The organism is Microcystis sp. LSC13-02 (genome assembly GCA_002282935.1).
Lineage (GTDB): Bacteria > Cyanobacteriota > Cyanobacteriia > Cyanobacteriales > Microcystaceae > Microcystis.
The window spans coordinates 1-23,104 of record MTBT01000287.1; the positions used below are offsets into that span (position 1 = coordinate 1).

General features: G+C 41.7%; 26 protein-coding genes and 1 tRNA gene. 14 read left to right on the plus strand and 13 right to left on the minus strand.

Features of this window, described 5'->3' with window-relative positions:
* The first annotated feature begins 356 nt into the window (after positions 1–356).
* Entirely contained in the window at positions 357–950 is a 594-nt protein-coding gene (gene rdgB, locus BGL89_RS17985) for an RdgB/HAM1 family non-canonical purine NTP pyrophosphatase (RefSeq protein WP_286826906.1), read from the plus strand.
* On the opposite strand, the gene lipA is transcribed toward rdgB, so the two are convergent.
* Positions 913–1,818 (minus strand): lipoyl synthase, encoded by a 906-nt coding sequence (gene lipA / locus BGL89_RS17990; protein ID WP_502692643.1) that lies wholly within the window; start codon positions 1,816–1,818, stop codon positions 913–915. The two genes, rdgB and lipA, sit on opposite strands and share 38 nt — an antisense overlap.
* A 71-nt stretch (positions 1,819–1,889) precedes the next feature.
* On the opposite strand from lipA, the gene BGL89_RS17995 reads away from it, so the two are divergent.
* The 3 genes from BGL89_RS17995 (at position 1,890) to BGL89_RS18005 (ending at position 2,557) form a co-directional block, all read left to right on the plus strand.
* Positions 1,890–1,963 (plus strand) — tRNA-Pro (locus tag BGL89_RS17995).
* 101 nt (positions 1,964–2,064) lie between these two features.
* On the plus strand, positions 2,065–2,343 hold the full coding sequence (locus BGL89_RS18000) for a BrnT family toxin (protein WP_286826908.1): 279 nt from the start codon (positions 2,065–2,067) through the stop codon (positions 2,341–2,343).
* 4 nt (positions 2,344–2,347) lie between these two features.
* Complete coding sequence (locus BGL89_RS18005) at positions 2,348–2,557, plus strand: BrnA antitoxin family protein (RefSeq protein WP_286826909.1); 210 nt, start codon at positions 2,348–2,350, stop codon at positions 2,555–2,557.
* 163 nt (positions 2,558–2,720) lie between these two features.
* On the opposite strand, the gene BGL89_RS18010 is transcribed toward BGL89_RS18005, so the two are convergent.
* Positions 2,721–3,116, minus strand: a complete 396-nt coding sequence (locus tag BGL89_RS18010) for a helix-turn-helix domain-containing protein (RefSeq protein ID WP_286826910.1) — start codon at positions 3,114–3,116, stop codon at positions 2,721–2,723.
* 339 nt (positions 3,117–3,455) lie between these two features.
* On the opposite strand from BGL89_RS18010, the gene BGL89_RS18015 reads away from it, so the two are divergent.
* Entirely contained in the window at positions 3,456–3,749 is a 294-nt protein-coding gene (locus BGL89_RS18015) for a hypothetical protein (RefSeq protein WP_286826911.1), read from the plus strand.
* Here BGL89_RS18015 and hrcA read toward each other — a convergent pair.
* Both hrcA and BGL89_RS18025 read right to left on the minus strand, forming a co-directional pair.
* Positions 3,736–4,812, minus strand: coding sequence for a heat-inducible transcriptional repressor HrcA (hrcA, locus tag BGL89_RS18020; protein ID WP_286826912.1), 1,077 nt, complete (start codon positions 4,810–4,812; stop codon positions 3,736–3,738). The two genes, BGL89_RS18015 and hrcA, sit on opposite strands and share 14 nt — an antisense overlap.
* Before the next feature lie 136 nt (positions 4,813–4,948).
* Positions 4,949–5,287, minus strand: a complete 339-nt coding sequence (locus BGL89_RS18025; protein WP_286826913.1) for a rhodanese-like domain-containing protein — start codon at positions 5,285–5,287, stop codon at positions 4,949–4,951.
* A gap of 317 nt (positions 5,288–5,604) precedes the next feature.
* Between BGL89_RS18025 and sbcC the strand changes: the two genes are divergently transcribed.
* Genes sbcC through recJ form a run of 3 tightly spaced genes read left to right on the plus strand, consistent with a single transcriptional unit; the run spans position 5,605 to position 11,229 of the window.
* Positions 5,605–8,628 carry an exonuclease subunit SbcC gene (sbcC, locus tag BGL89_RS18030; protein ID WP_286826914.1) on the plus strand — a complete coding sequence of 1,008 codons (3,024 nt, stop codon included), beginning with the start codon at positions 5,605–5,607 and terminating at the stop codon, positions 8,626–8,628.
* Between the two features lie 19 nt (positions 8,629–8,647).
* Positions 8,648–8,902, plus strand: coding sequence for a MoaD/ThiS family protein (locus BGL89_RS18035; protein ID WP_004163207.1), 255 nt, complete (start codon positions 8,648–8,650; stop codon positions 8,900–8,902).
* A 44-nt stretch (positions 8,903–8,946) separates the two neighbouring features.
* On the plus strand, positions 8,947–11,229 hold the full coding sequence (gene recJ / locus BGL89_RS18040) for a single-stranded-DNA-specific exonuclease RecJ (RefSeq protein WP_286826916.1): 2,283 nt from the start codon (positions 8,947–8,949) through the stop codon (positions 11,227–11,229).
* Positions 11,230–11,521: 292 nt separating this feature from the next.
* On the opposite strand, the gene BGL89_RS18045 is transcribed toward recJ, so the two are convergent.
* On the minus strand, positions 11,522–12,469 hold the full coding sequence (locus BGL89_RS18045; protein WP_286826918.1) for a spermine/spermidine synthase domain-containing protein: 948 nt from the start codon (positions 12,467–12,469) through the stop codon (positions 11,522–11,524).
* Positions 12,470–12,642: 173 nt separating this feature from the next.
* Between BGL89_RS18045 and accA the strand changes: the two genes are divergently transcribed.
* Positions 12,643–13,632 carry an acetyl-CoA carboxylase carboxyl transferase subunit alpha gene (gene accA / locus BGL89_RS18050; protein WP_286826919.1) on the plus strand — a complete coding sequence of 330 codons (990 nt, stop codon included), beginning with the start codon at positions 12,643–12,645 and terminating at the stop codon, positions 13,630–13,632.
* Between the two features lie 137 nt (positions 13,633–13,769).
* Positions 13,770–14,060 (plus strand): nucleotidyltransferase family protein, encoded by a 291-nt coding sequence (locus BGL89_RS18055; RefSeq protein WP_002736589.1) that lies wholly within the window; start codon positions 13,770–13,772, stop codon positions 14,058–14,060.
* A gap of 378 nt (positions 14,061–14,438) precedes the next feature.
* Here BGL89_RS18055 and rpmA read toward each other — a convergent pair whose 3' ends face one another.
* Both rpmA and rplU read right to left on the minus strand, forming a co-directional pair.
* The gene (gene rpmA / locus BGL89_RS18060; protein ID WP_002744094.1) at positions 14,439–14,708 is read right to left on the minus strand and encodes a 50S ribosomal protein L27; all 270 of its coding nucleotides are present in this window, start codon (positions 14,706–14,708) and stop codon (positions 14,439–14,441) included.
* 34 nt (positions 14,709–14,742) lie between these two features.
* Positions 14,743–15,132 carry a 50S ribosomal protein L21 gene (rplU, locus tag BGL89_RS18065; protein WP_149989476.1) on the minus strand — a complete coding sequence of 130 codons (390 nt, stop codon included), beginning with the start codon at positions 15,130–15,132 and terminating at the stop codon, positions 14,743–14,745.
* A 195-nt stretch (positions 15,133–15,327) separates the two neighbouring features.
* Here rplU and murQ point away from each other — a divergent pair, with 195 nt between their 5' ends.
* The 4 genes from murQ to BGL89_RS18085 all read left to right on the plus strand — a co-directional run bounded on the left by murQ (position 15,328) and on the right by BGL89_RS18085 (position 18,999).
* A complete protein-coding gene (gene murQ, locus BGL89_RS18070) occupies positions 15,328–16,248 on the plus strand; it encodes an N-acetylmuramic acid 6-phosphate etherase (RefSeq protein ID WP_286826921.1) in 921 nt (306 codons plus the stop codon).
* Positions 16,249–16,275: 27 nt separating this feature from the next.
* Complete coding sequence (locus tag BGL89_RS18075; protein WP_286826922.1) at positions 16,276–17,766, plus strand: site-2 protease family protein; 1,491 nt, start codon at positions 16,276–16,278, stop codon at positions 17,764–17,766.
* 179 nt (positions 17,767–17,945) lie between these two features.
* Positions 17,946–18,311, plus strand: a complete 366-nt coding sequence (locus BGL89_RS18080) for a DUF4164 domain-containing protein (protein ID WP_286826923.1) — start codon at positions 17,946–17,948, stop codon at positions 18,309–18,311.
* Positions 18,312–18,420: 109 nt separating this feature from the next.
* On the plus strand, positions 18,421–18,999 hold the full coding sequence (locus BGL89_RS18085) for an esterase/lipase family protein (protein ID WP_286826924.1): 579 nt from the start codon (positions 18,421–18,423) through the stop codon (positions 18,997–18,999).
* A gap of 311 nt (positions 19,000–19,310) precedes the next feature.
* Here BGL89_RS18085 and BGL89_RS18090 read toward each other — a convergent pair whose 3' ends face one another.
* The 6 genes from BGL89_RS18090 to BGL89_RS18110 form a co-directional block, all read right to left on the minus strand.
* The gene (locus tag BGL89_RS18090) at positions 19,311–19,910 is read right to left on the minus strand and encodes a HEAT repeat domain-containing protein (RefSeq protein WP_286826925.1); all 600 of its coding nucleotides are present in this window, start codon (positions 19,908–19,910) and stop codon (positions 19,311–19,313) included.
* Between the two features lies 1 nt (position 19,911).
* Positions 19,912–20,697, minus strand: a complete 786-nt coding sequence (locus tag BGL89_RS18095; protein ID WP_286826926.1) for a HEAT repeat domain-containing protein — start codon at positions 20,695–20,697, stop codon at positions 19,912–19,914.
* A 42-nt stretch (positions 20,698–20,739) separates the two neighbouring features.
* The gene (locus BGL89_RS18100; protein ID WP_286826927.1) at positions 20,740–20,943 is read right to left on the minus strand and encodes a DUF6887 family protein; all 204 of its coding nucleotides are present in this window, start codon (positions 20,941–20,943) and stop codon (positions 20,740–20,742) included.
* A complete protein-coding gene (locus tag BGL89_RS21545; protein WP_502692642.1) occupies positions 20,927–21,118 on the minus strand; it encodes a DUF6888 family protein in 192 nt (63 codons plus the stop codon). Before BGL89_RS21545 ends, BGL89_RS18100 begins: the two co-directional genes overlap by 17 nt.
* Before the next feature lie 205 nt (positions 21,119–21,323).
* Positions 21,324–21,587: a type II toxin-antitoxin system Phd/YefM family antitoxin gene (locus BGL89_RS18105; RefSeq protein WP_286826928.1), complete on the minus strand. Its 264-nt coding sequence runs from the start codon at positions 21,585–21,587 to the stop codon at positions 21,324–21,326.
* Between the two features lie 106 nt (positions 21,588–21,693).
* Positions 21,694–23,104, minus strand: a 1,411-nt coding sequence (locus BGL89_RS18110) for a HEAT repeat domain-containing protein (protein WP_286826929.1), incomplete at its 5' end; no start/stop codon positions are given.

Below are 23,104 nucleotides of genomic sequence, written 5' to 3' on the forward strand. Positions count from 1 at the left end.
TGCCAGATTGTGTCTCGATGCGGTAGTCTCTACTTGCGTCGCCTAAATTGGTCTAGGCAAGCCCCGTCGCTTTTAGGGCGGGGTTAGTGACAAAGACAATTGCTGTCAAACCAGCGAGCCGAGTATTTTGGATGTATTCGTACTTCCTTGATATGTTTGTCTTTGAGTCTTTCAGTCAATGGGAATTTTAAGGAACCCATCCTTAACTTTAATCCTCGCAATAATCAGGGGGAAATGTCCGTCCGATCCAAAGCAGTCAGGGAGTTAAAAGTTTTCACTGTAGCTTTAGTGTATAGTGAAATATTCTCAACGTCAAGCCGTCCTTTTAGGCCGGGGTTTCCAACCGATTATTTTCGATGAAAAAATTAATTCTAGCCACGAGTAACCCGGGTAAATTAGCAGAGATAGGCGAATACTTAACTGATATCGACCTAGAATTGCAGTTAAAACCCGATTATTTAGAAATAGAGGAAACAGGGGCGACTTTTGCTGAAAATGCCTATTTAAAAGCTGCTCAAATTGCCCTAACATTGGGAGAATGGTCGATCGCTGATGATTCGGGATTGGAAGTAACTGGGTTAGGAAATGCACCGGGGATTTACTCGGCCCGCTACGGTCAAAATGATCGAGAAAGAATCGAGCGCTTAGTCAGAGAATTAGGAGATAATCAGGATCGTTCGGCCCGTTTTGTCTGTGTAATTGCGATCGCCCGTCCCGATGGTGAGATTGCCTTGAGCGCCACAGGAATCTGCACGGGAGAAATTCTCACCAGTCCTAGGGGTGAAGGTGGTTTTGGTTACGATCCGATTTTTTATGTCCCGGAATACGCTTTAACATTTGCGGAAATGTTTCCCGAATTAAAAAGAAAAATTAGCCACCGAGGACGAGCTTTTGAGCAATTACTGCCCCATCTCAAGACTCTCGCGGATACAAATTCATTAAGGCTCTGACTTGTTCAGCATGATAAGAGCTTCTTGTCAAGGGACTCGCAACAATTTGTAAAAATCCCAGAGACTCCCCGTATTCGCGCCAAAGGTTGAACTGTTCAGGGGTGACAAATTCCTGCACACCGAGATGTTTTGGCGATGGTTGCAGATACTGCCCGATGGTGAGAATATCACAATCGACGGCCCGTAAATCGCGCATCACTTGGCGCACTTCCTCGTCGGTTTCCCCCAATCCCACCATAATGCCCGATTTTGTGTAGGTAGCGGGAACAATGGCGCGGGCGCGCTGCAATAATTCTAGAGAACGCTGGTAATCACCCTGGGGACGCACGCGACGATAGAGACGGGGAACGGTTTCGGTATTGTGGTTTAAAACTTCAGGTTTAGCGGCAAGAATTAAAGCTAAAGCCTGCCAATTGCCACAAAGGTCGGGAATCAACACTTCGATAGTGGTTTTTGGAGAAATGCGGCGAATTTCCTCGATACAACCGACAAATTGACTAGCGCCACCATCAGCCAAATCATCGCGATTGACAGAAGTGATCACTACATGATTAAGATCAAGACGTTGCACGGCTGCCGCTAGTCGCAGGGGTTCCGTGGAGTCTAAAGGTTGCGGTTTTTTCTCAAAATCTATATCACAGTAAGGACAGGCGCGAGTGCAAGCAGGACCCATAATTAAAAAGGTAGCCGTCCCTGCGTGGAAACATTCGCCGATATTGGGGCAGGAAGCCTCCTCACAAACGGTATTTAAGCCTAAATCGCGTAAAACCTCCTTAACACTGCCGACTCGCTGCCATTGCGGTGCTTTTACCCGTAACCACTCTGGTTTGACCGTCACGCCTGAACTACTCCGATAATTTTTGCCTATATCTGTAATATCCTAGCAAGTCTCGACCCACTCAAGGCCGAATATGCTATGATAATTTAGCTGAAAATTTTCGGGATGTAGCGCAGCTTGGTAGCGCACTTCGTTCGGGACGAAGGGGCCGCAGGTTCGAATCCTGTCATCCCGATTAAAGACAATCAAGGGTAGATCCCCCCGCCGATAGGCGGGGGGATCAGAGTCCAAAATCTATCTTCTATTTAATTAGAACTACTTAATTTACCTCAAACAATGAAATACGAATGGGATCAAGACAAGAGCGATGCTAACTTAGAGAAGCACGGACTGAGTTTTGAGGATGTACCGCTGGTTTTTGAGGGTAAATGTGTTACTTTCGAGGATAATCGTTTTGTTTATGGTGAGATAAGATATATTACCCTTGGCCAATTAAAAGGTCGAGTTGTCTTAATCGTCCATACTCCTCGCTCTAATAAAATTCGTATAATCTCAATGAGAAAGGCAAACAATCGTGAGCAAAAAATCTATCAAAAGCGACTTGAAGAGAATTGATGCGATGACGGATGAGAATATCGATTATTCTGATATTCCGCCGTTAGGTGATGAATTTTTTACTCAAAAAACAGTATCTTTTTCGCCATCAAAGCAGCAATTAACCATTCAACTAGATCAAGATATCTTAGAATGGTTAAAAGCTCAAGGAAAAGGATATGAAACCCAAATTAACCACATCTTGCGGGAAGTGATGGAACGCCCGCACCAGTGAAAAACATCGAAAAAAACTGTCAGATACCCCCCACGCCGACTCTCTTGGCTTTGCTGGGTAAAAGCGGTAGCGTAACATGAGCGGGCGTTGGGTTTCATGCTTCAACCCAACCTACGTTCATCTTATATTTAATTCCACCCACCCACTTACTTTGTATTCTTGTCTAAGTTTTTGTACTCTTTCTGTCTCTTTTGCGGGTGGGTGTAGAGTTTTTTTTGCGGGTTATTCTCAAGCGTTCGGCTATTCTGGCCACTGTCGCCACACTTAACACTATACCAGTTCTTTCTAGGAATAGTTTCGATAGTTCAGCCAGAGTTGCGTCATTATTTTCCTCAATTAACTTACCGAGGACGATCATTTGTTCTGGTGTGAGTTTTAAATGACGTCCACATCGATAAGTCTTCGGTCGAACATCTCCCGTTTCTCGATATTGCTTCAAAAGCTTTTGTACGAAACTTAGGGTGACGCAGAATCTTTTCGCTAATTGTCTTTGAGAGATGGGTTCGTTATAATAACAGTCGAGGATTTTCTGACGGAACTCTACCGGATAGGATTTCATTTTTTGTGCGGTTTAGCTATCGATGACATTATACTTCATATTTGTGAGAAAGAAAGAAAAATGTTATAGTGGGTTTTCTGGCGCGACCCAAGCGATCGCTAAAGATGTTATTATCTAGGGTCTGCTGAATAAATCTAAAAACCTTGTTGGGTAAGACTTTTAGACTTTTTGTCAATCAAAAAGTGCCGACCCTTGGAGTGATTGGGGGGAAAATTCAGGGACTTTTTCCCTGAAAATTAGGTAATTGACCACCTGAAAATGGGTAACACCGAAAAACTTTTTCAGCAGACCCTATCTAGGACAGTCAACTGAAAATTCCCGCAACTTTCCTAGCCACCAATGAGAGCGATCGCTAAAGATGATATTCTTTATATTCACCATGAGGATGTGCCGGTTTATAAAAAAGGCGGTTCAGTGGTGAGAAATAGTTATTTTTGGGCGCTAAAATCGATCGCCTGTGGGGCGCGTCGGGGACAGGATTGGGAGTTCGATGGGGAGGTGTGGGTGGCGCTGGTGCGGATGTTGCTCTGTTTTGCCAATTCTGGCTATTTGGGCGATGGTGAGACAATTTTAGAGTTTACTGTCGATTGTCCTATTCCCGAACCTTTGCGGGCGATATCTACTTACTTATAGCCTCGCTGAGATAGTTAGCGGTGGATTCCACTAGGGGAATAGTATTTTCGTATAACATTCGCGTCGGTCCGATAATGCCAACACTACCGACGGGAGTATCTCCCTGTTTATAAAAAGCGGAGATAAGAGTACAAGGGCGCATGGATTCCAGAGCATTTTCGGAACCAATGGTGATTTTGACTTTTTTAGCTGATTTTTCTGGTTCTGGTCTTTGTAAAATCAGGGGTAAAAGGCGATCCTGTTCTGCTTCCAATAGATGCAGTAACATTTGTACTTGTTGCCATTGGGCGAATTCTGGCTGTCGAATGACTTCAGCGACACCATGGACGATAATCTCTGGGTTGGCAGTGGATTGGAGACTAGCTCTGATTTCTTGGCTTAATTGTTGAAGAAAATGGGTATAACGGGCAAATTCTCGCTCGATTTGCTGCCAATCGAGGTTAATTAAATCTGCCAAGCAATAACCTTTTAATTTTTCCCCCAGAAAATTAGAGAGGATTTGTAATTCTTCTGCTAATCCATCCTCCTTGTCCGTTTCCATAGACTCGGGAATCTCGATCATAACCGAGCGTGTTTGTAAACTATCTGTAACAATAATTAACATAATCTGCTTGGCTGAGACGGGGATTAATTGCAGATGACGCAGGGTATTGGTGAGGGTGTGGGGGAGGGTAACGATAGCGATATAACCGCTTAAACCGGCTAAAAATTGGGTGGCCCGTTGCAGCAGACTTTCAAGACTCCAAGCGGGAGATTTAGCGTTTTGATGCAGATAATAGCCGATTTTTTCGCCGATACGGTCATCGGGAGTCATTAACTCATCGACGTAGAGACGATAACCCCAATCGGAGGGAATGCGTCCGGAGGAAGTGTGGGGTTGATAGAGTAGGCCTTCTTTTTCCAGTTTACCGAGAGCATTGCGAATAGTGGCGGAACTAACAGTAAATTTGTACTCCTCGATTAGAGTTTTCGAGCCAACTGGTTCGGCCGTGGCGATATAATGTTGGATTGTCGCCTTTAAGATATGTTGATAGCGATCGCTGAGATGGGTTCTAGCGGACATAGGGGAATAATCTTAACAAAAGATTTATAACATTTTTTTAGACAGTATAACGCTTATTCAGTTATCAGTTATCAGTATTCAATGGGGAGAAAGGGGATAGTTGGCCTCTCTCTTTTCCCGATGGGGGCGATCAAAATTAGTAACGGGGAATATTAGAATCGACGAGGAGGGAATAAGCATCGATGCCACCGTTAATATTTTTAACATTAGTAAAACCCTGACTTTGTAGCCATTGGCACATTTGCAGGGATCTCATGCCATGGTGACAGATAACGAGGGTTTCTGCTTGGGGGTTGAATTGGGTGGCAATAGTGGGCGACCATTCTCGGTATTGACTCAAGGGTAAAATGGTAAAACTGGCTAGAGATGCGATCGCAACTTCCTCTGGTTCGCGCACATCAATAAGTTGTAAATTAGGATCATGATCGGCTAAACGGAGAGCGAGTTCATGGACGCTAATTTCGGGAATGCTCATAGATTTGGTTTTAAGAATCGGTTATCTTTCCTTTAGATTAGCAAATCGGGCGACTCCTGGCGGTTATCTGTGAACAGTGCCTAGGTTGTAATGATGGTGAGGAAAATTCTGGGAAACAAAAAAAGCGCATTTGTCCCCGGCTTGATTTCAGTTAAGCTTTGATCAGAGGTTATTGCAGGAGGAGGTTATTGATACCGAATAGATTCACCCAGATGTATTGCGCTGAAGCTATCTTTTCCCCAGTTTTTTATCCTCTGATGAATTTCTAACCTATACTGCATTCTCCCCCACTCCCCCACTTCCCCACTCCCCAGCTTATGATTCCCCTACAATTAACCCTGAAAAATTTTCTCAGTTATCGCGAGGCAGTGCTAGATTTTCGCGGATTACATACTGCCTGTATTTGTGGTGCCAATGGTGCGGGAAAATCCTCTTTACTCGAAGCAATTACTTGGGCAATTTGGGGAGAAAGTCGCACCTCGATTGCTGATGATGTGATTCATGCGGGCAGCGATTATGCGCGGGTAGATTTCGAGTTTAGTTATGGGGGAGAAATCTATAAAATTATCCGTAGTCGTCACCGGGGAGGGAAAGCTTCTAGTTTAGATTTTCAGGTGATTAATGATCAGAGTTTTCGTCCTTTATCGGGTAAAAGTATTAAAGATACCCAAGCACAGATTAATACTTATCTAAAAATAGACCATAAAACTTTCATTAATTCTGCTTATTTACGGCAGGGACAAGCGGACGAGTTTATGAAACAGCCTCCCAGTGGTCGTAAACAGATTTTAGCAGAATTATTGCAACTCGATCGCTATGAAATTTTAGCTAATAAAGCTAAGGATATATCGAAACAATTTGATGGACAGTCCCTCCAGATCGAGCAGCAAGTAGAAACTATCAAACTCCGTCTTCAGGAGAAAAATTCTTATCAGGAACACCTGCAAGAATTAAGCAGCCAAATTAACCAAATTAATCAAGAACAAGAGGTAAATAATCGGCGTTTACAGCAACTACAGGGGGAAGAAAATCAGCGTCAGAATTGGGAAAAACAGCTACAGTGGCAAAGAGAACAGGAGCGAGCTTTATTAGCAGAAATCGAGAGATTAGACCGGGAAAAAGTTAGTCTAGACAATCAATTAAATCAAATAAGGACTATTCTTCATCGCAAAAATGACATTATTACTGCACACGAGCGCCTAAGTAATTTAGACCAGAAAGAGGCAAGTTTGTCAAGTCAATTGCAAGCTTGGCAACAGGCCCAGTATGATAAACAACAATTAGAACAGAAATTACAGCAAAAAATTAACGAATTTACCCTTCCCATCCAACAAACGAGCGCTCGTTTAGAAGAATTGCGAAGACAGGAACAAGAAACTCAAAAAATTATCGAGCAAGCGGGGGATATTCAAGCAGGATTAGAGAAGTTAAATTATCATCGTCAACGTCTTCAGGAATTGGATAGATTAGCTTTAAAATATGCTCCTTTAAATAGCCGAAAAGCTGATCTAAATATGCAGTTGGAACGGGAAAAAGCTAAGATCAATGCTCGTTGGGAACAATTGCAAAAAAATCGGCAACAATTAGAGACAGAAATCGATCGTATTCCTCTACTAAGAGAGGAAGCTCTCAATTTAGCCAAACGAATTAAGGAACTAGATAAAAAACAAACCTATTGTGAACGAGTTGAAGAAAAGGAAACTCTTAAACAAGTGGATAAAAAAAGTTTATTGGAGCAACAGAAAAGATATGAAGAACAACTTTTAGAGTTAAGTGATAAATTGGAAAAATTAAATATTCCCGATTCGGTTTGTCCTCTGTGTGAACAGAATTTAGACAGTCATCACCGTCATCAAGTAATCAGGAAAACCCATCAACATCAAGAACAAATTCAAGAGCAAATCTGGTCCCTACAGGAACGGATGGCAGACTGCGATCGAGATTTAAAACGTTTAGGGGAGGAATTAGCCCAAATTAAACAAGAATTGCCAGCAAGATCGAATCTACAACAAAAATATGTGCAGTTGGAAGTCAAGTTAGAAACTATTGAAGAAAAGGAAATAGAACTAGAGAAAACCGAGGAGATACTTGTCGAGTTAGAAGCACTTTTAAGCAGTGGCAATTATGCCCTAGAATTCCAGCAAGAATTACAAATTGTCAATCAAGAAATCGCCTTTTTAAACTATGATGAACAAAGTCATGCTTTAGTCAGAGGAGAAGAAAAAAGATGGCGTTGGGCAGAAATTCAAGAATCAGAACTTAAGCAATCAAACCGTCGTTTAGCTAATATCAAGGCCGAAAAACCTAATTTAATTAATCAATTAGCTAGACTAGAACAAGAGAAGCAAGAACTATGTCAAAATTCCCCACTTAAACAGGAAATTAAAAGCTTAGAAAAGTTTATTCAAAACTTAAATTATGATCGCAGTGAACATCAGAATATTCAAAATCTGATCCGACAATTACAGGGGGTAAGATTACAGTATCAAGACTGGCAACAAGCAGAAAAAAATTATCCAGAAATAGCCGCTAAAATCGCTGACATTGAGCAAAGATTACAGCTGCGAAATCAGGATCGCCAGAAGCTGAATCAGGAGTTAGCAAATATTAGTCAAAAGATTGGTACTTTGACTGACTATCGCCAAGAAATAGCCGCATTATCGACCAATATTCAACAGCGAAGACAGATAATTGATGGATTGCTCTCCCAAAAAGGTCGGGTTGAGGAGAAATTACATCAACTAGAAACTTTAGGTAAACAACTGACAGAAAAAGAGGGCGATTTAGCTAAAGTAAAAAAACAATATACAGTTTATAAAGAGTTAGCCATAGCTTTCGGTAAAAATGGTTTACAAACTCTGATGATTGAGAATGTTTTACCGGAGTTGGAAGCACAAACTAATTATATCTTAGCTCGCTTAACTGGTAATCAATTTCATGTGCAGTTTTTAACCCAAAAAAGCGGTAAAGGTACGAAGAAACAGCGACAAAAGTTAATCGATACTTTAGATATTATTATTGGCGATACCAGGGGATCTCGTCCCTACGAAACCTATTCAGGAGGGGAAGCTTTTCGGATTAATTTCTCGATTCGATTAGCTTTAGCGAGATTATTGGCACAAAGAGCCGGAACAGCCCTACAAATGCTCATTGTTGACGAAGGATTCGGAACTCAGGATGCGGAAGGATGCGAGCGCTTAATTGCGGCAATTAACGCTATATCCGCCGATTTTGCCTGTATTTTGACTGTCACCCATATGCCCCAATTTAAAGAAGCTTTTCAACATCGCATCGAAGTCCGCAAAACCGAACAGGGTTCCCAATTAATGTTATTATCCTAGGAAAAATATTGATGTAAAGATGGAAAAGATTACGATTACAGTAAAACTATTTGCTATTTATCAAGAAGTCTATCAAACTTCACAATTAAACCTCGAATTTCCTGCCCACACTTCCGTTACAGAAGTGTTAAACTATATTATAGCCCCCTATCCTCAATTAGAAAGATGGCGCGATGTTACTCGTTTTGGAGTCAATCTTCAGTTTGTTTCGGGAGAGAAAATCCTCAAAAATGGCGATGAGATAGTTTTGATTCCCCCCGTTAGTGGTGGCTAAATTGACTGCCACCTTTTTTACTTTTTACTTTTCCTTGATATCCCGTGTCTAACTGGCAAATTCCCCCATCGGTAGAGCTTCCCCAAGAGTTTTTAAAAATAGTCCAATACTATACCCCAGAGTCGGATGGCAGCGTCGTAGCACAAATATTATGGCATCGCGGTGTCCGGGATATGGCGACTCTGGGGACGTTTCTGGATGAGAAAGCTTATCAGTCAAAAACTCCCTTTGATTTTGGGCAAGAAATGAACTTCGCAGTCAAAAGACTGGAAAAAGCCCTAAATAAAGGCGAAAAAGTGACTATTTGGGGTGATTTCGATGCCGATGGTGTCACCGCTACCACTGTCCTCTGGGAAGGATTGGGGCAGTTTTTCCCACCCTATCAACAGTTAGATTATTACATACCCGATCGCCAAAAAGAATCCCACGGCCTCAATTGTCCCGGTATCGAGAAACTAGCGCATCAAGGAACCCGTTTAATCGTCACCTGTGACACAGGAAGCACGAATATCGCCGAAATTGACTATGCAAACAGTCTAGGCATCGATATTATCATCACCGATCATCATACCCTACCCGACGAGCGCCCCGAGGTGATTGCCCTGATTAATCCCCGCTACTTTGTGGAAACCCATCCTTTCTATCATCTTTCTGGGGTTGCCGTTGCTTATAAATTAGTGGAAGCGATGTATTTAACCCTGGCAGATATTCCCAGAAAACCCCTAGAAAATTTACTCGATTTAGTTGCGATTGGTTTAATTGCCGATTTAGTCAAATTGACGGGAGAATGTCGTTATTTAGCCCAAAAAGGTCTTCAAAAACTGCAAAATACTCAGCGTTTGGGAGTTAAAAAATTACTCGATTTATGTAACAAAACCGGAGATAGACCGATGGATATATCCTTCGGTATTGGACCGCGCATTAATGCCGTCAGTCGCATTTATGGCGATGCTAGATTTTGTGTGGAATTACTTACCAGTGAAGATGAAAAACGTTGTCAAGAATTAGCTGAACAAGCGGAATTGGCCAATATTCGTCGCCAAGAAATCCAACGGGATATTATTAAACAAGTTCAGAAAAAACTAGAAAGAATTGATCTTTCTACCACTAATGTAATTATTTTAGATGATCCCCAATGGATGGCGGGAATTTTAGGATTAGTTGCGGGACAAATTGCCCAAGAATACCAGCGACCGACAATTTTATTAAGTACCAGTGAACCACCTTTTGCTAAGGGTTCCGCTAGGTCAATTCGCGAGATCGATCTCTATCAATTAGTATCCTCTCAATCCCATCTTTTACATCGTTTTGGTGGTCATCCTTTGGCCGCAGGTTTAAGTTTAACTATAGAAAATTTACCCCTATTTATTGAGGGAATTAATCAACAATTGCGACGCACAGGAATTGATTTAACTTCCCTTTCTCCTGAGATAGAAGTGGATGCAGTGGTGACGGTTTCCCAATTGGGAAAAAGTCTATTTCGAGAATTAAAATTACTGGAACCCTGCGGGATGGGTAATCCCACACCGAAGTTATTAATTCAAAATTGTTATTTTCACAATCTTTGGCATAAAAATCTTGAAGATTTCAAGGGCAGAAAAATCGCTTATCCCCGGACAACTTTTGAGATCTGGGATAGTTCAATCGAGCAGGGATTCCCCGGTATGTGGTGGGGTCATCACAAAGACGAAATTGCTGCCGATACCCGTTATGATGCCCTAGTCGAATTAGATTTTAATACCTACAAAAATCGCTATGAAGTTCGCTTAATTGCCTTGCATCCCTATCAACAAGAATCCCTAACCTATAGCAATAAAAAAGATTTTTTAATCGACAATCGCCATCGAGAAATTAATCGAGAAGTTAGCCAATTAAATCCCCTTTTTCTCTGGGAATGTCCCCGGGATTGGACAAAACTTTCCCGGGAATATCAACAGGCAATTTTACGGGATAAAAAGTTAGTTCTTGCCTATGGTAGTCCTTTGAAAAAATCCGCTCACAGCACATGGATAAACCTTGTCGGGATCGGGAAATATTTAGCTAGAACTAAAACCAGTATTTCCCGTCAACAATTACAAAACCGCTTAAACCTCAGTTATCATACCCTAGAATTAGGATTAATTTCCTTAGCAGAAAATGGCTTTAAAGTCAATAAAAATCAAGAAAATTTATCCTTTGAATTAGTCAATCATGAGGCAAAAATTAATAAGATTGAGCAATTTCTAGAAGCGGTGGCACTAGAAAACTTTCTCCAGCAATACTTTGCTACTGTTCCCCTAGAAATTCTGCAAACAATTCTTAATCATGAAGACTCGATCGATTTCTAATTAGGGCTTGCTGAATAATGGTAAAACCCTTTTAAAATAAGGCTTTTGACCTGTTAAAATCCGATGTTAGTGCAAGAAAATAGGATTAAGGGCAACAAAGCCTGAAACTCCTGACTCCTGACTCCTGACTCCTGACTCCTGACTCCTACCACCACCGAAAAACTTTTTCAGCAAACCCTAATTATAACCCTTATTTACTGATAACTGATAACTGATAACTGATAACTGATGACTGATTACTGATTACTGATTACTGATTACTGATTACTGATTACTGATAACTGATTACTGATTACTGGTCACTGATTACTCCTTGACCGAAGAATTTCGGGGGTTTTGCCAGGGTATAAACTTCCGTATTTTGTGCGATTGCTTGACGAATATAGAGAGGAGTTTGTAACATTCCTAGTAAACTCATGCCATCAATTAAACGTAATCCTCCCGTAGTTGTATCGGTGATTAATTCATCTACCACATCGGGATCGGGACGAGTATTTAAAGGATGATTAGCACAGAGAGTAAAACCCCAAGGGGAACCATAACTAGGAGTGGGAGCGCAATAGGAATGAACGTAGGGAAAAACTGCTTTTAAAGTATTCACCAAACGCGCATGATACATCACCGAAGGAGGAGAAACCGGGCCAGATTGGACAACAACAATGCCATTTGCTGCCAAAACTCTTTGTAGTTTTTCAAAGTATTCTTTCGTGAATAGGGGGAAAGAAGGACCCTCTTCGATGGGATCAACCAGATCGGATATAATAATATCCCATTTATCGTTAGTGGTGTCTAAAACTTCTAAAGCATCGGCCACAACTAACTGAAAACGAGGATCATCAAAAGTGCCTTGGTGCATTTCGGGAAGATGTTCCTTACAAGCTGCCACCACATCCCCATCGATATCGATCATCATCACTTTTTCGATTGTTTTCCAACGCAATAATTCCCGGGTTGTCGCACCTTCACCACCTCCCAGAATTAAAGCAGTTTTTGGTTCTTGGTGGGCAATCATTGCCGGTTGCACTAATGCTTCATGATAAATAAATTCATCCCCCGTACAAGATTGCCATTTGCCATCCAGTACCAAGGCTTTTCCATAGGCCCCCGATTCAACAATATACATCTCCTGAAAAGCGGTTTTTTTGTAGGCTAAAATCCGGGAAACCCCATGACTATAAATGTCCCAGGGGGTAATATATTCGTTAACCCATAGATCCGCTTTTAGTTCACTTCCTGCCATAACTAATCCTCCTTGGGGTGAAAAAGGCACGATCTATTATCATACCACAATTAACCAATTTTGATCAATAACCTTAATCATCCCCCGGTAATCCCGAAGCTGTCGATAATCGATCGCTGAAAAACGGTAAGCTAGAAAAGATTAGCTTAAAGTAAATTTATAGCCACTAACCTATGACTAAAAACGAGACTACCGAGAAAAAGATTTTTCTCCTAGATTTTGAGAAACCCCTCTACGAATTAGAATCCCGCATCGAACAGATTAAAGAATTAGCCCAAGAAAATAGCGTAGATGTCTCGGAACAAATTAGTCAACTAGACGAACGAGCTAATCAATTACGTCGTGAAATTTTTAGCAATCTCACCCCTTCCCAAAGGCTACAATTAGCCCGTCATCCCCGGCGCCCCAGTACCCTAGACTATATTCAAGCAATCACCGATGAATGGTTCGAGTTACACGGTGATCGCGGTGGTTACGACGATCCCGCTCTTGTGGGTGGTGTTGCCCGTTTTAACGGTCGTCCCGTGGTGATTATCGGGCATCAAAAAGGCCGGGATACTAAGGATAATGTGGCTAGAAATTTCGGCATGGCTGCCCCCGGGGGTTATCGTAAAGCCATGCGTTTAATGGAACACGCCCATCAGTTTAATCAGCCAATTTTAACCTTTATTGACACCCCCGGCGCCTGGGCGGGGGTGGAAGCGGAAAAATTAGGTCAAGGAGAAGCGATCGCCTATAATCTTCGGGAGATGTTCCGTTTAGATGTGCCGATCATTTGTACTGTTATTGGCGAAGGTGGTTCGGGCGGTGCTTTGGGCATTGGGGTCGGCGATCGCCTATTAATGTTAGAGCATTCTGTCTATACCGTGGCGACTCCCGAAGCTTGTGCGGCCATTCTCTGGAAAGATGCCAAAAAATCCGATAAAGCAGCAGTTGCCCTCAAAATTACCTCAAAAGATTTAAAAGAGTTAAATATTATCGATCAGATCGTTCTTGAATCCTCCAGAGGGGCCCATGCTGATCCGATTAAAGCGGCAGCCAATTTAAAAGCCGCTATCAGTGAAAATTTAGAGGCTTTATCTTTGTTAACACCCCAACAACGGCGCGAATCTCGTTATCAAAAATTCCGCAATTTAGGCGTATTTTTAGAAGCTACAGCTTAATCAGTGAGCAGTGAGCAGTTATCAGATGTGAGTTTTCAGTGATTAGTTTGTTTTGTAGATTTGGAAGATTTCAGCTTCAGTTTAAGGGTTGCACCGACAAAGCTATAATATTGGTGGCAGGTTCAAGGACACACCAAATGAAACGGGACGAGGTGCTGGCAATTCTAGAGGCACACCGAGAACAGTTACAAAAACTAGGGGTGAAATCTTTGTCTTTATTTGGTTCAGTGGCAAGGGATGAAGCTGATGCCGATAGCGATGTAGATTTGTTAGTAGAATTCGATCGACAAGGTGGTTTTTTTCAACTTCTGCAAGTACAGTATTATTTAGAAGATATTCTGGGATGCTCTGTGGATTTAGGAACTCAGGATGCCTTAAGAGAACATTTACGAGAACCTGTGCTTGAGGATCTGATCAATGCCTTCTAGAGATTGGCGACTCTTCTAGGTTCTGTGTGATAAGTTTAACTTACCATAGAAGCGATCTTTGTGTCCTTTGTGTCTTTGTGGTTCGTTCCACCCCCTCGCTAGGAGGAATGTATCTTAGAATACATTTTACCCACCAAACTTGGGAGAGCCCTAGTGGCTCTTCTGGTTTATGTGTGGAAACGAGGTCTATACTGATAGAATATCTGCAAAATAGCCCTAAAAGTCTTGCCCGATAAGCATTTCACGATTCCATAAGCAAAAATTATCACACAAAGTCGAGAAGATCCGTCTAGTCTGTCAACAGATATAAATTATTTGAAAAACCCCCTAGGATGAGTTAGGAGGTTACAGGGAAAAAATTAATCAGGGTTGATGGGATTAACTAGCGCTAACTTCAGCAGGATAAACGCTAACTTGACGGCGACTTTTATCCTTGTATTCAAATTTGACCACACCATCAATTAAAGCGAATAAGGTATCATCGCCACCACGACCAACATTTTTACCCGGGTGAACTTTAGTACCCCGTTGACGGATGAGAATATTTCCCGCTTTTACCACTTGACCACCGTAGCGCTTAACGCCTAGGCGTTGGGAACGAGAATCGCGTCCGTTGCGGGTACTACCCGTACCTTTCTTATGAGCCATAATTTCTCTCCAAATGCTTTTTTGATTCTAAAAGTTATTCTTCTTCATCGCTACTATCTTCTACAACTTCAGCGACGGAGGTAGCAGCAGTGGCGACTAGGGTTTTACCGTTATAATTGATTGAATCAATCATAAAACGGGTAATTTCTTGACGATGACCGCGTTTTTTACGGGTTTTCTTTTTCGGGCGCATTTTATAAACAATAACTTTTTTGCCCCGACGATGTTGCATGACAGTCCCTTCGACGGTGGCCCCTTCGATAAAGGGTTGACCGATGCTAATATCATCCTCATCATGGATTAATAGCACTTTGTCGATGGTATGGGTACTTTGTTCATCGACGGGAAGAAGTTCGATATCGTAATAGCGACCGGGTTCTACCCGAATCTGTTTGCCACCGGTCTCAATAATTGCGTAACTCATGAATTTTCTGCGCTCGTTTTGCCGTACAGGTAGCTGAAAAAAATTCCAGCTTTTGTGCTAATGTCCTCACCTGATCCGAGCAGGAATTGACACGATTTACTATTATCTAATATTCGGGCGGCAATTGTCAAGCTTTTTACCCACCGATTGGCTATATACTGAAAATAATCTTACGAAAAGCTCAATTAAACCGTTATGGAACAGTGGGAAAGCAGAGGACACCTTTTAACCGAACAAATTAACCCAAATAGCCTAAATTTAGACCAATTAAACCCGCTCGAATTGGTGGATCTCTTCAATCGGGAGGATGCCCAAACCCTAAAAGCGATCGCCATGGCCCGGCAAGAATTGGCCCTGGCGATCTCCCTGACCAGTCAAGCTCTGGCTAAAGGTGGCAGACTCTTTTACATTGGGGCGGGAACCAGTGGCCGGCTGGGGGTTTTGGACGCGGCCGAATGTCCCCCCACCTTCTGCACTCCCCCGGAATTGGTACAGGGAATTATCGCCGGTGGAGCGGCGGCGCTGGTGCGTAGTTCCGAAGATTTGGAGGATAAAGCGGAAGATGGGGCGGCGATTATTGCCCAGCGAGAAATTCACGAATTAGACGTGGTAGTGGGGATTACCGCCGGGGGGACAACCCCCTACGTTCATGGGGCTTTACGGGCGGCAAAACAGCGAGGTGCGACGACGATTGCTATTAGTTGTGTCCCCGCCGAACAAGTGGATATCGCGGTGGATGTGGATATCCGGTTATTGACTGGACCGGAACTTTTGGCCGGCTCCACACGGCTGAAAGCGGGAACGGTGACGAAAATGGCTTTAAATATCCTCTCCACAGGGACAATGGTAATGTTAGGCAAGGTTTACGGCAACCAGATGGTCGATGTGGCAGTTACTAATCATAAACTCCATGACCGCGCCCTGCGGATTATCTGCAACCTTACCGATGTTAGTCGCCAGGAAGCGGCTATTTTACTGGAAAAAAGTGGCCGCCGGGTTAAACTGGCTTTGTTAATGCAGAAAACGGGACTTTCGGCGGCCGCAGGACAAGAATTGTTACAAAAGCATCGGGGTCAATTACGGGCTGCCCTGCAAGCTTATAATCAAATTGATTGATAAAAACCTATTGATTTTGACTTTCCTATGGTTAATATTTCTTCGGAAATTGCTGCGATCGCTGTTATTTTCCTCGTCGCTGGTGCTATCTTGACTTGGAGTTTTTATCGGGCTAAACCCTACGGCCAACTGGGAATTTTAGCTTGGTTACAATCCTTGGTACTCATAGCTCCTTGGTTAATTTTTTTCGGGCTATTTGCGGCAGGAATTTATCTCAATCTAGCGGTAATTCTCTTTTTACTGGTTGCTTCCACCATTATCTATATTTATTTGGGCAACCGTTTACGCTTACTGAAAACCAATCAGATAATTGAACCGAAAGTTAACCCGGCAGTTAGCCAGTCCGTTACTCCTCTCGAAACCACGGCAGCGGTGACAGTAATTGTACCGGATGTGATTCCAATTACCGAAGAGGATTTAAAAGTTATTCAGAGTATTTTTGGGATAGATACTTTTTTTGCCACCGAGACTATCTCTTTTCAGGAAGGGGCAATTTTTAAAGGCAATTTACGGGGAGAACCAGATATCGTTCACTCTCGCTTAACCCAGAAATTAAGTGTTCATTTTGGCGATAAATATCGTTTATTTCTGGTGGAAGGAACCGAGGAAAAACCTGTGGTAATTATCCTTCCCAAAACTAACGATCCTAGTCCTGCCACTCTTGCTCAAAAAAATCTCTCTTTAGTTTTGTTAGTAGCCACTCTTGTCACCAGCTTAGAAGCGGCGGGAATTTTATTGGGTTTTGATTTGTTTAGTAATTGGCAGAGATATCGAGAAGCAATTCCCCTGAGTTTGGGTTTATGGTCGGTATTAATTGCCCACGAAATCGGTCATCTAATTATCGCTAAACGCCATAATGTTCGTCTCAGTTTACCCTATTTTCTTCCCACTTGGCAGATTGGTTCTTTTGGGGCAATTACTCGTTTTGAATCTTTATTACCTAACCGCAGTGTTCTATTTGATATAGCTTTCGCTGGTCCTGCTTTGGGAGGTTTGGTTTCTTTAATCTTATTAATTGTTGGACTAACTTTATCTAATTCTGCCAGCCTTTTTCAAATCCCTAGTACCTTTTTCCAAAGTTCAATTTTAGTGAGTTTTTTAGCGCGGATAGTTTTGGGCGACGAGTTACAAAATGCCGTTATCTCCGTGCATCCTTTAACTGTTATCGGTTGGTTAGGATTGGTGATTACCGCCCTTAATTTACTGCCCGCAGGACAGTTAGATGGTGGCAGAATTGTTCAAGCTATTTATGGTCGCAAAATTGCCCGCCGTACCACTGTCGCCACTTTGGTCATTTTAGGCATTATTTCCTTAGTTAATTCTAGCAATCCCATTCCTCTCTATTGGACAATTTTAGTCGCTTTTTTACAAAGAGAGTTGGAAAGACCTAGTTTAAACGAGTTAACCGAACCCGATGACAAACGCGCTGGTTGGGGTTTATTACTACTCTTTTTAATGTTAGCGACTCTGATTCCTTTAAGCCCTAGTTTAGCGGGACGGTTAGGCATCGGTGGCTAAATACTTCCCCGAAATTCTTGCCATTGATTGCTGTCAAAAAAAGCTTGACAAAAACTCAAGTCTTGACTTATAATTTTCTTATAATGGGAATCCGTGTCCGCCTATAGACTCCTGATTTTTCGGTAAGATATAGCCTCCAGCATTTAGCCCTGAAGATTTGACTTTTGGAGTGGCTCAAAATGTCTAACGAAACTGTCACTTATTCCCTAGAAGCTGTCCTGACAAGGATTGAGGGTAAAATCGACTCTCTGGAAAAACGCCTTGACGAGAAAATCGACTCTCTGGAAAAACGTATTGATGAGAAAATCGACTCTCTGGAAAAACGTATTGATGAGAGATTTGACAAGATAGAAGACCGGTTAACTAAAGTAGAAATAGGACAGGCCGAACTGAAGGGAGATATTAAGACTTTAGACGAAAAAATCAATGGATTAACTGCAAGAGTTGCCTATCAGGAATTCACCAATCGAGGGATTCTGATAGCATTGGTAGTCGCTATTTTAGGAGGTGCCGCTAAACTTTTTGGTTTTTTCCCTAATCCTTAGAAGTTGCCGGTAGCCGTACCTAGTAGATAGGCTCTTCCCAAAAATTTTTCGCTCATTACCCCGATCAACCGTTAGAATAGATTCAGAATTTAAGGATAAAATCTCAACTATGAATCCCGTTGTTTTGGTGCATGGTTTTCTGGACACTACTGCTGTTTTTAAACCGATGAGCAAGTATTTAAACTATCATGGTTGGCAGGTGCATAGTTTTAACCTAATTCCCAATCATGGTTACGAAAAGTTAGAAGTTTTAGCGGGTCAGGTAGATAATTATATCGAGAAAAACTTTGCTAAAGAGCAGAAAGTAGATCTGATTGGGTTTAGTATGGGAGGATTAATTACCCGCTACTACCTGCAAAGATTGGGAGGAGTGGAAAGAGTGCAACGTTACCTAAATATTTCTGCTCCGAATCGAGGCACTTTAACCGCGTATAGTTTACCTTTAGATGGGATTAGACAAATGCAGCCGGGGAGTCAATTTCTAGAGGATTTAAATCAAGATTGTCAACAAATTTTAAATAAAATTAAAACCACAATTATCTGGACTCCCTACGATTTAATGATATTTCCCGCCCATAGTTCTCGTTTATCGGTGGGCAAAGAAATTTCCATTCCGGTATTGCTTCATGCTTGGATGGTCAAAGATAGCAAAGTTTTAACAACAATTAAAGAGACCTTATTAGAATAGAAATACTGGTTGTCTCCAAAACTGGAACAGGGTCAAGATATCACCAACAAAAAAGTTAATTAGGGCTTGCTGAATAATGGTAAAACCCTTTTAAAATAAAGCTTTTGACCTGTTAAAGTCCGATGTTAGTGCTGCGAAAATAGGATCTGAAACTCCTGACTCCTGACTCCTACCCCCACCGAAAAACTTTTTCAGCAGACCCTAATTATCATCAAAAAAGCTTGACTTATGGTTATAATTATGCTAATTCAAAAATGAAACGCATCAGCGGCGGACTTCGGGATTTGTATCATTAGGAGATTATTAAACCTCTAGGTTGACTCACTTAAACTGGCAGTTTCTAGCCATTTTTTACCCATTTCAATGGGAATACCGAGGGGAGGACAGAGAATTTTAATTAATTCAATTCCTCCCGTGATTAAAATGCTTCTTAGGCGAGAATTTTTCTTGATTTCTGCGTCAACTTGTGCGACAAAAGTTTGTTTTTCAACTTCGGTATTAGTGGGATAAGTTTGGGTGAGTTGGCTGATAAGTTGTTGAATTTCTTGGGCGGCTTCGGCTAAATTTTGGGGTGTGGCGTAATTATGAATAATGCCATCACCCTGTTCAATAATCTGCACGTTTTGGGGTTGAACAATGTTGTATTTAGAGCCTTGAGGATTTTCTGACATAGGTGTTTCTGAAGTTAAGTTATGTATTAAGACTATAGCATCCATAGCATCCATAATAGAGAATTGAACAGCGAGATCATTTTCTGCTTCTAAGGCCTGACATAGGAGAGGAATTATTGATTCATTACCCATTTTTCCGAGACATTGAGCGGCTTTTATTCGCATTTGAGCATCGGAATGTTTTAGCATTTTGGAATAGGCTTTAATAACTAGCTGTAAATTGTCAGGACTGATTGCCATTTTAGGTTAAGGCATAACGAGAACCAATTTTACCGATTGCATCGGTGGCACTGAAACGAACGCTATCTTCTGCATCGGATAAGGCATTGATTAAAGCGGGAATAGCTTCTTCTAGTCCAATTTCACCTAAAGCCTCGGCTGCGTTCCTACGAACATCTTTATTAGAGTCTTCTAAAGCCTTGAGTAACTCCGCAATGGCTGTTTCTGAACCAATATTACCCAAAGCCTCGGCTGCGTTCCTACGAACATCTTTATTAGAGTCTTCTAAAGCCTTGAGTAACCCCGCAATGGCTGTTTCTGAGCCAATCTTACCCAAAGCCTCGGCTGCGTTCCTACGAACAAACCCATCAGAGTCTTCTAAAGCCTTGAGTAACCCCGGAATGGCTATTTCTGAGCCAATTTTACCCAAAGCCTCGGCTGCCTTCCTACGAACATACTCATCAGAGTCTTCTAAAGCCTTGAGTAACCCCAGAATAGCTGTTTCTGAGCCAATATTACCCAAAGCCACGGCTGCGTGCATACGAACATCCTCATCAGAGTCTTCTAAAGCCTTGAGTAACCCCGGAATAGCTGTTTCTGAGCCAATATTACCCAAAGCCTCGGCTGCGTACCTACGAACAAACCCATCAGAGTCTTCTAAAGCCTTGAGTAACCCCGGAATGGCTGTTTCTGAGCCAATTTTACCCAAAGATTCAGCCGCTTTAGCGCGAATTTCGGGGTGGTTATCATCTAGTTTTTTAGAGAGGGAGCTAACGGCGATTTTGGTATATTCATTAATTTTAATCATATTGTTTTCTATTTGGTGATTAGTTGGCAATAAAAATTAATTTTATTTATCCATTTTTGCCCTGAGAAATTCTTCTAATTTCTTCATGTCTTCTTGACTAGGAGTCAGGGTAAATCGAGTTACACCGGGTTCAGTTCGCATTCTATCCATATAAATTCTTAAGGCTTCATCATCTTCTCGATGGGAGAGGACATATTTTCTTAATTCTGGGCGAGACATTTGGTAAAAATCAGGTTGATGATTCATCTTCAAACTCCACATTTCCGTTAGTTAATATGATAAAGCTAAGAGTTTCACCTGCTAGTATATAAATCTCCTTTCGTTTTTCATCATAGCGAAATAGATGAATATCGGTATAGAAATTAGACAGGGTTTGACACATTCTAAGGCAAGTAAGCATCTGTTCGGGGGTGGGTATCATTATTGATGGATTTTTCCTCCAATTTACCAGTTTATCCCTGTGAGAAGTATAGCATCCTACAGTCCTTGAGATTGAGTAGATGATGAGGACGAGGTTTTTGTAGTAGAAGTAGGAATATTTTGACTATCCTCTCCAAAACTAGCTATCTCTGAAAAAGTAATAGGTGTATATCTGACGATTCAGCAAGAACCTATTGGTTTAGTAGTTACCAACCGAGTTGTTTTTTAGCATCTTCCCAAGCAATTCTTTGTCCTGATTGATACTGTTGAATCGCTTCAGATAGGATTTCGGCAAACTCTTTGTCTTGTAAAATATCAAGAGTTTCTAACCAAGATTCAATTTGAGCGTAATTCAGGGCAACCATAATGGGTTGACCTTCTTTGGTAATAATAATAGGTTCGTCAGTCATTTGCTCAGACCATTCAACCAGCTTTTGTCCTGTTTCAGTAATGTTTAGATATTTAGTCATGTCAGCAATTAAAAGTTATCAAAAAAATTGGGTTTAAAACCTCGCCTTTTAAAGCGAAAAGTTTTCGGTATTTCTGCAAATCTGAGATGCACCCGCTTAAGCACAACTACGAACTAGAATCCTGAATCTGTCCATCACCTTTTTCAATAATCTGGACGTTTTTGGCATGGATAGTATATTTAGATTCTGACTTGACTGGAGATTGATTAGATAATTTTTGACCATCCTCTGCAAGTTTAGTTTCTACTGTTTCAATCATAGCTGCAAATTCCGATTGGCGGTGTAAGTCGATATTGAGAGTATTCATATCTTTAAGAATGTTGGTTAGATTATCAATATTGCCCCTGATTTCATCATATAAGTTTAATGTCGCCAAGATACTATTAGTTTTAGCTAAATCAATTTGTTTGTATTTTGCTTGTAGTTTTGCTTTTTCGTCTTCCCAATATTTCAGGTAGTCTATGCGATCGAAGTCTCTATGAATTCTGGCATCTGGTAAAATAATCGGGAATATTCTTTGATAAAAGTCACCATTTCTAGCAATTTCTACTAATTCAAACATACAGTTTTCTGATTTTAAGTATCTATCGCTGATGACGGCGACGACACATTTCCCCTGTCCAATTTGCTGCATAAAGTTTTTGATGGAGTCTTTATAGGTGGTGTGGGTTTTATCCCGAATAATCTCAATCCCTTTAGCGGCAAAAGCTTGGACGAGTTGATTAGCCATTTCGTTGCTGTCTTCTTGCCAGTTGTAGGAGATGTAAACTTGTTGATTCATGGGTTGGGAGAGGGGGTGATAGTATTTAAGTTTGTTTTGAATTGTGTCTAGTGCTTTTCTAGCTTCAGAGAGAGTATCGCCATTATTTAATGTGACAAAAGCAGGATTTTTCAGGCATTTGATAAGTTCAGTCATAGCTGTTTCTGTGCCAATATTACCCAAAGCCTCGGCTGCGTTACAACGAACATACTCATCAGAGTCTTCTAAAGCCTTGAGTAACCCCGGAATCGCTGTTTCTGAGCCAATATTACCCAAAGCCTCGGCTGCGTTCCTACGAACATCCTCATAAGAGTGTTCTAAAGCCTTGAGTAACCCCGGAATAGCTGTTTCTGTGCCAATCTTACCCAAAGCCACGGCTGCGTACCTACGAACATCATCATCAGAGTCTTCTAAAGCCTTGAGTAACCCCGGAATCGCTGTTTCTGAGCCAATATTACCCAAAGCCACGGCTGCGTTACAACGAACATCTTTACTAGAGTGTTCTAAAGCCTTGAGTAACCCCGGAATCGCTGTTTCTGAGCCAATATTAGCCAAAACGAAGGCTGCGTACCTACGAACATCATCATCAGAGTCTTCTAAAGCCTTGAGTAACCCCGCAATGGCTGTTTCTGTGCCAATATTACCCAAAGCGAAGACTGCGTTCCCACGAACATCCTTATTAGAGTCTTCTAAAGCCTTGAGTAACCCCGGAATCGCTGTTTCTGAGCCAATATTACCCAAAGCCACGGCTGCGTAC

Coding starts and splice junctions, on each gene's coding strand:
- rdgB (WP_286826906.1), top strand. CDS start 357: ATGAAAAAATTAATTCTAGCCACGAGTAACCCGGGTAAATTAGCAGAG.
- BGL89_RS18000 (WP_286826908.1), top strand. CDS start 2,065: ATGAAATACGAATGGGATCAAGACAAGAGCGATGCTAACTTAGAGAAG.
- BGL89_RS18005 (WP_286826909.1), top strand. CDS start 2,348: ATGACGGATGAGAATATCGATTATTCTGATATTCCGCCGTTAGGTGAT.
- BGL89_RS18010 (WP_286826910.1), bottom strand. CDS start 3,116: ATGAAATCCTATCCGGTAGAGTTCCGTCAGAAAATCCTCGACTGTTAT.
- BGL89_RS18015 (WP_286826911.1), top strand. CDS start 3,456: ATGAGAGCGATCGCTAAAGATGATATTCTTTATATTCACCATGAGGAT.
- hrcA (WP_286826912.1), bottom strand. CDS start 4,812: ATGTCCGCTAGAACCCATCTCAGCGATCGCTATCAACATATCTTAAAG.
- BGL89_RS18025 (WP_286826913.1), bottom strand. CDS start 5,287: ATGAGCATTCCCGAAATTAGCGTCCATGAACTCGCTCTCCGTTTAGCC.
- sbcC (WP_286826914.1), top strand. CDS start 5,605: ATGATTCCCCTACAATTAACCCTGAAAAATTTTCTCAGTTATCGCGAG.
- BGL89_RS18035 (WP_004163207.1), top strand. CDS start 8,648: ATGGAAAAGATTACGATTACAGTAAAACTATTTGCTATTTATCAAGAA.
- BGL89_RS18045 (WP_286826918.1), bottom strand. CDS start 12,469: ATGGCAGGAAGTGAACTAAAAGCGGATCTATGGGTTAACGAATATATT.
- accA (WP_286826919.1), top strand. CDS start 12,643: ATGACTAAAAACGAGACTACCGAGAAAAAGATTTTTCTCCTAGATTTT.
- BGL89_RS18055 (WP_002736589.1), top strand. CDS start 13,770: ATGAAACGGGACGAGGTGCTGGCAATTCTAGAGGCACACCGAGAACAG.
- rpmA (WP_002744094.1), bottom strand. CDS start 14,708: ATGGCTCATAAGAAAGGTACGGGTAGTACCCGCAACGGACGCGATTCT.
- rplU (WP_149989476.1), bottom strand. CDS start 15,132: ATGAGTTACGCAATTATTGAGACCGGTGGCAAACAGATTCGGGTAGAA.
- murQ (WP_286826921.1), top strand. CDS start 15,328: ATGGAACAGTGGGAAAGCAGAGGACACCTTTTAACCGAACAAATTAAC.
- BGL89_RS18075 (WP_286826922.1), top strand. CDS start 16,276: ATGGTTAATATTTCTTCGGAAATTGCTGCGATCGCTGTTATTTTCCTC.
- BGL89_RS18080 (WP_286826923.1), top strand. CDS start 17,946: ATGTCTAACGAAACTGTCACTTATTCCCTAGAAGCTGTCCTGACAAGG.
- BGL89_RS18085 (WP_286826924.1), top strand. CDS start 18,421: ATGAATCCCGTTGTTTTGGTGCATGGTTTTCTGGACACTACTGCTGTT.
- BGL89_RS18090 (WP_286826925.1), bottom strand. CDS start 19,910: ATGGCAATCAGTCCTGACAATTTACAGCTAGTTATTAAAGCCTATTCC.
- BGL89_RS18095 (WP_286826926.1), bottom strand. CDS start 20,697: ATGATTAAAATTAATGAATATACCAAAATCGCCGTTAGCTCCCTCTCT.
- BGL89_RS18100 (WP_286826927.1), bottom strand. CDS start 20,943: ATGAATCATCAACCTGATTTTTACCAAATGTCTCGCCCAGAATTAAGA.
- BGL89_RS21545 (WP_502692642.1), bottom strand. CDS start 21,118: ATGATACCCACCCCCGAACAGATGCTTACTTGCCTTAGAATGTGTCAA.
- BGL89_RS18105 (WP_286826928.1), bottom strand. CDS start 21,587: ATGACTAAATATCTAAACATTACTGAAACAGGACAAAAGCTGGTTGAA.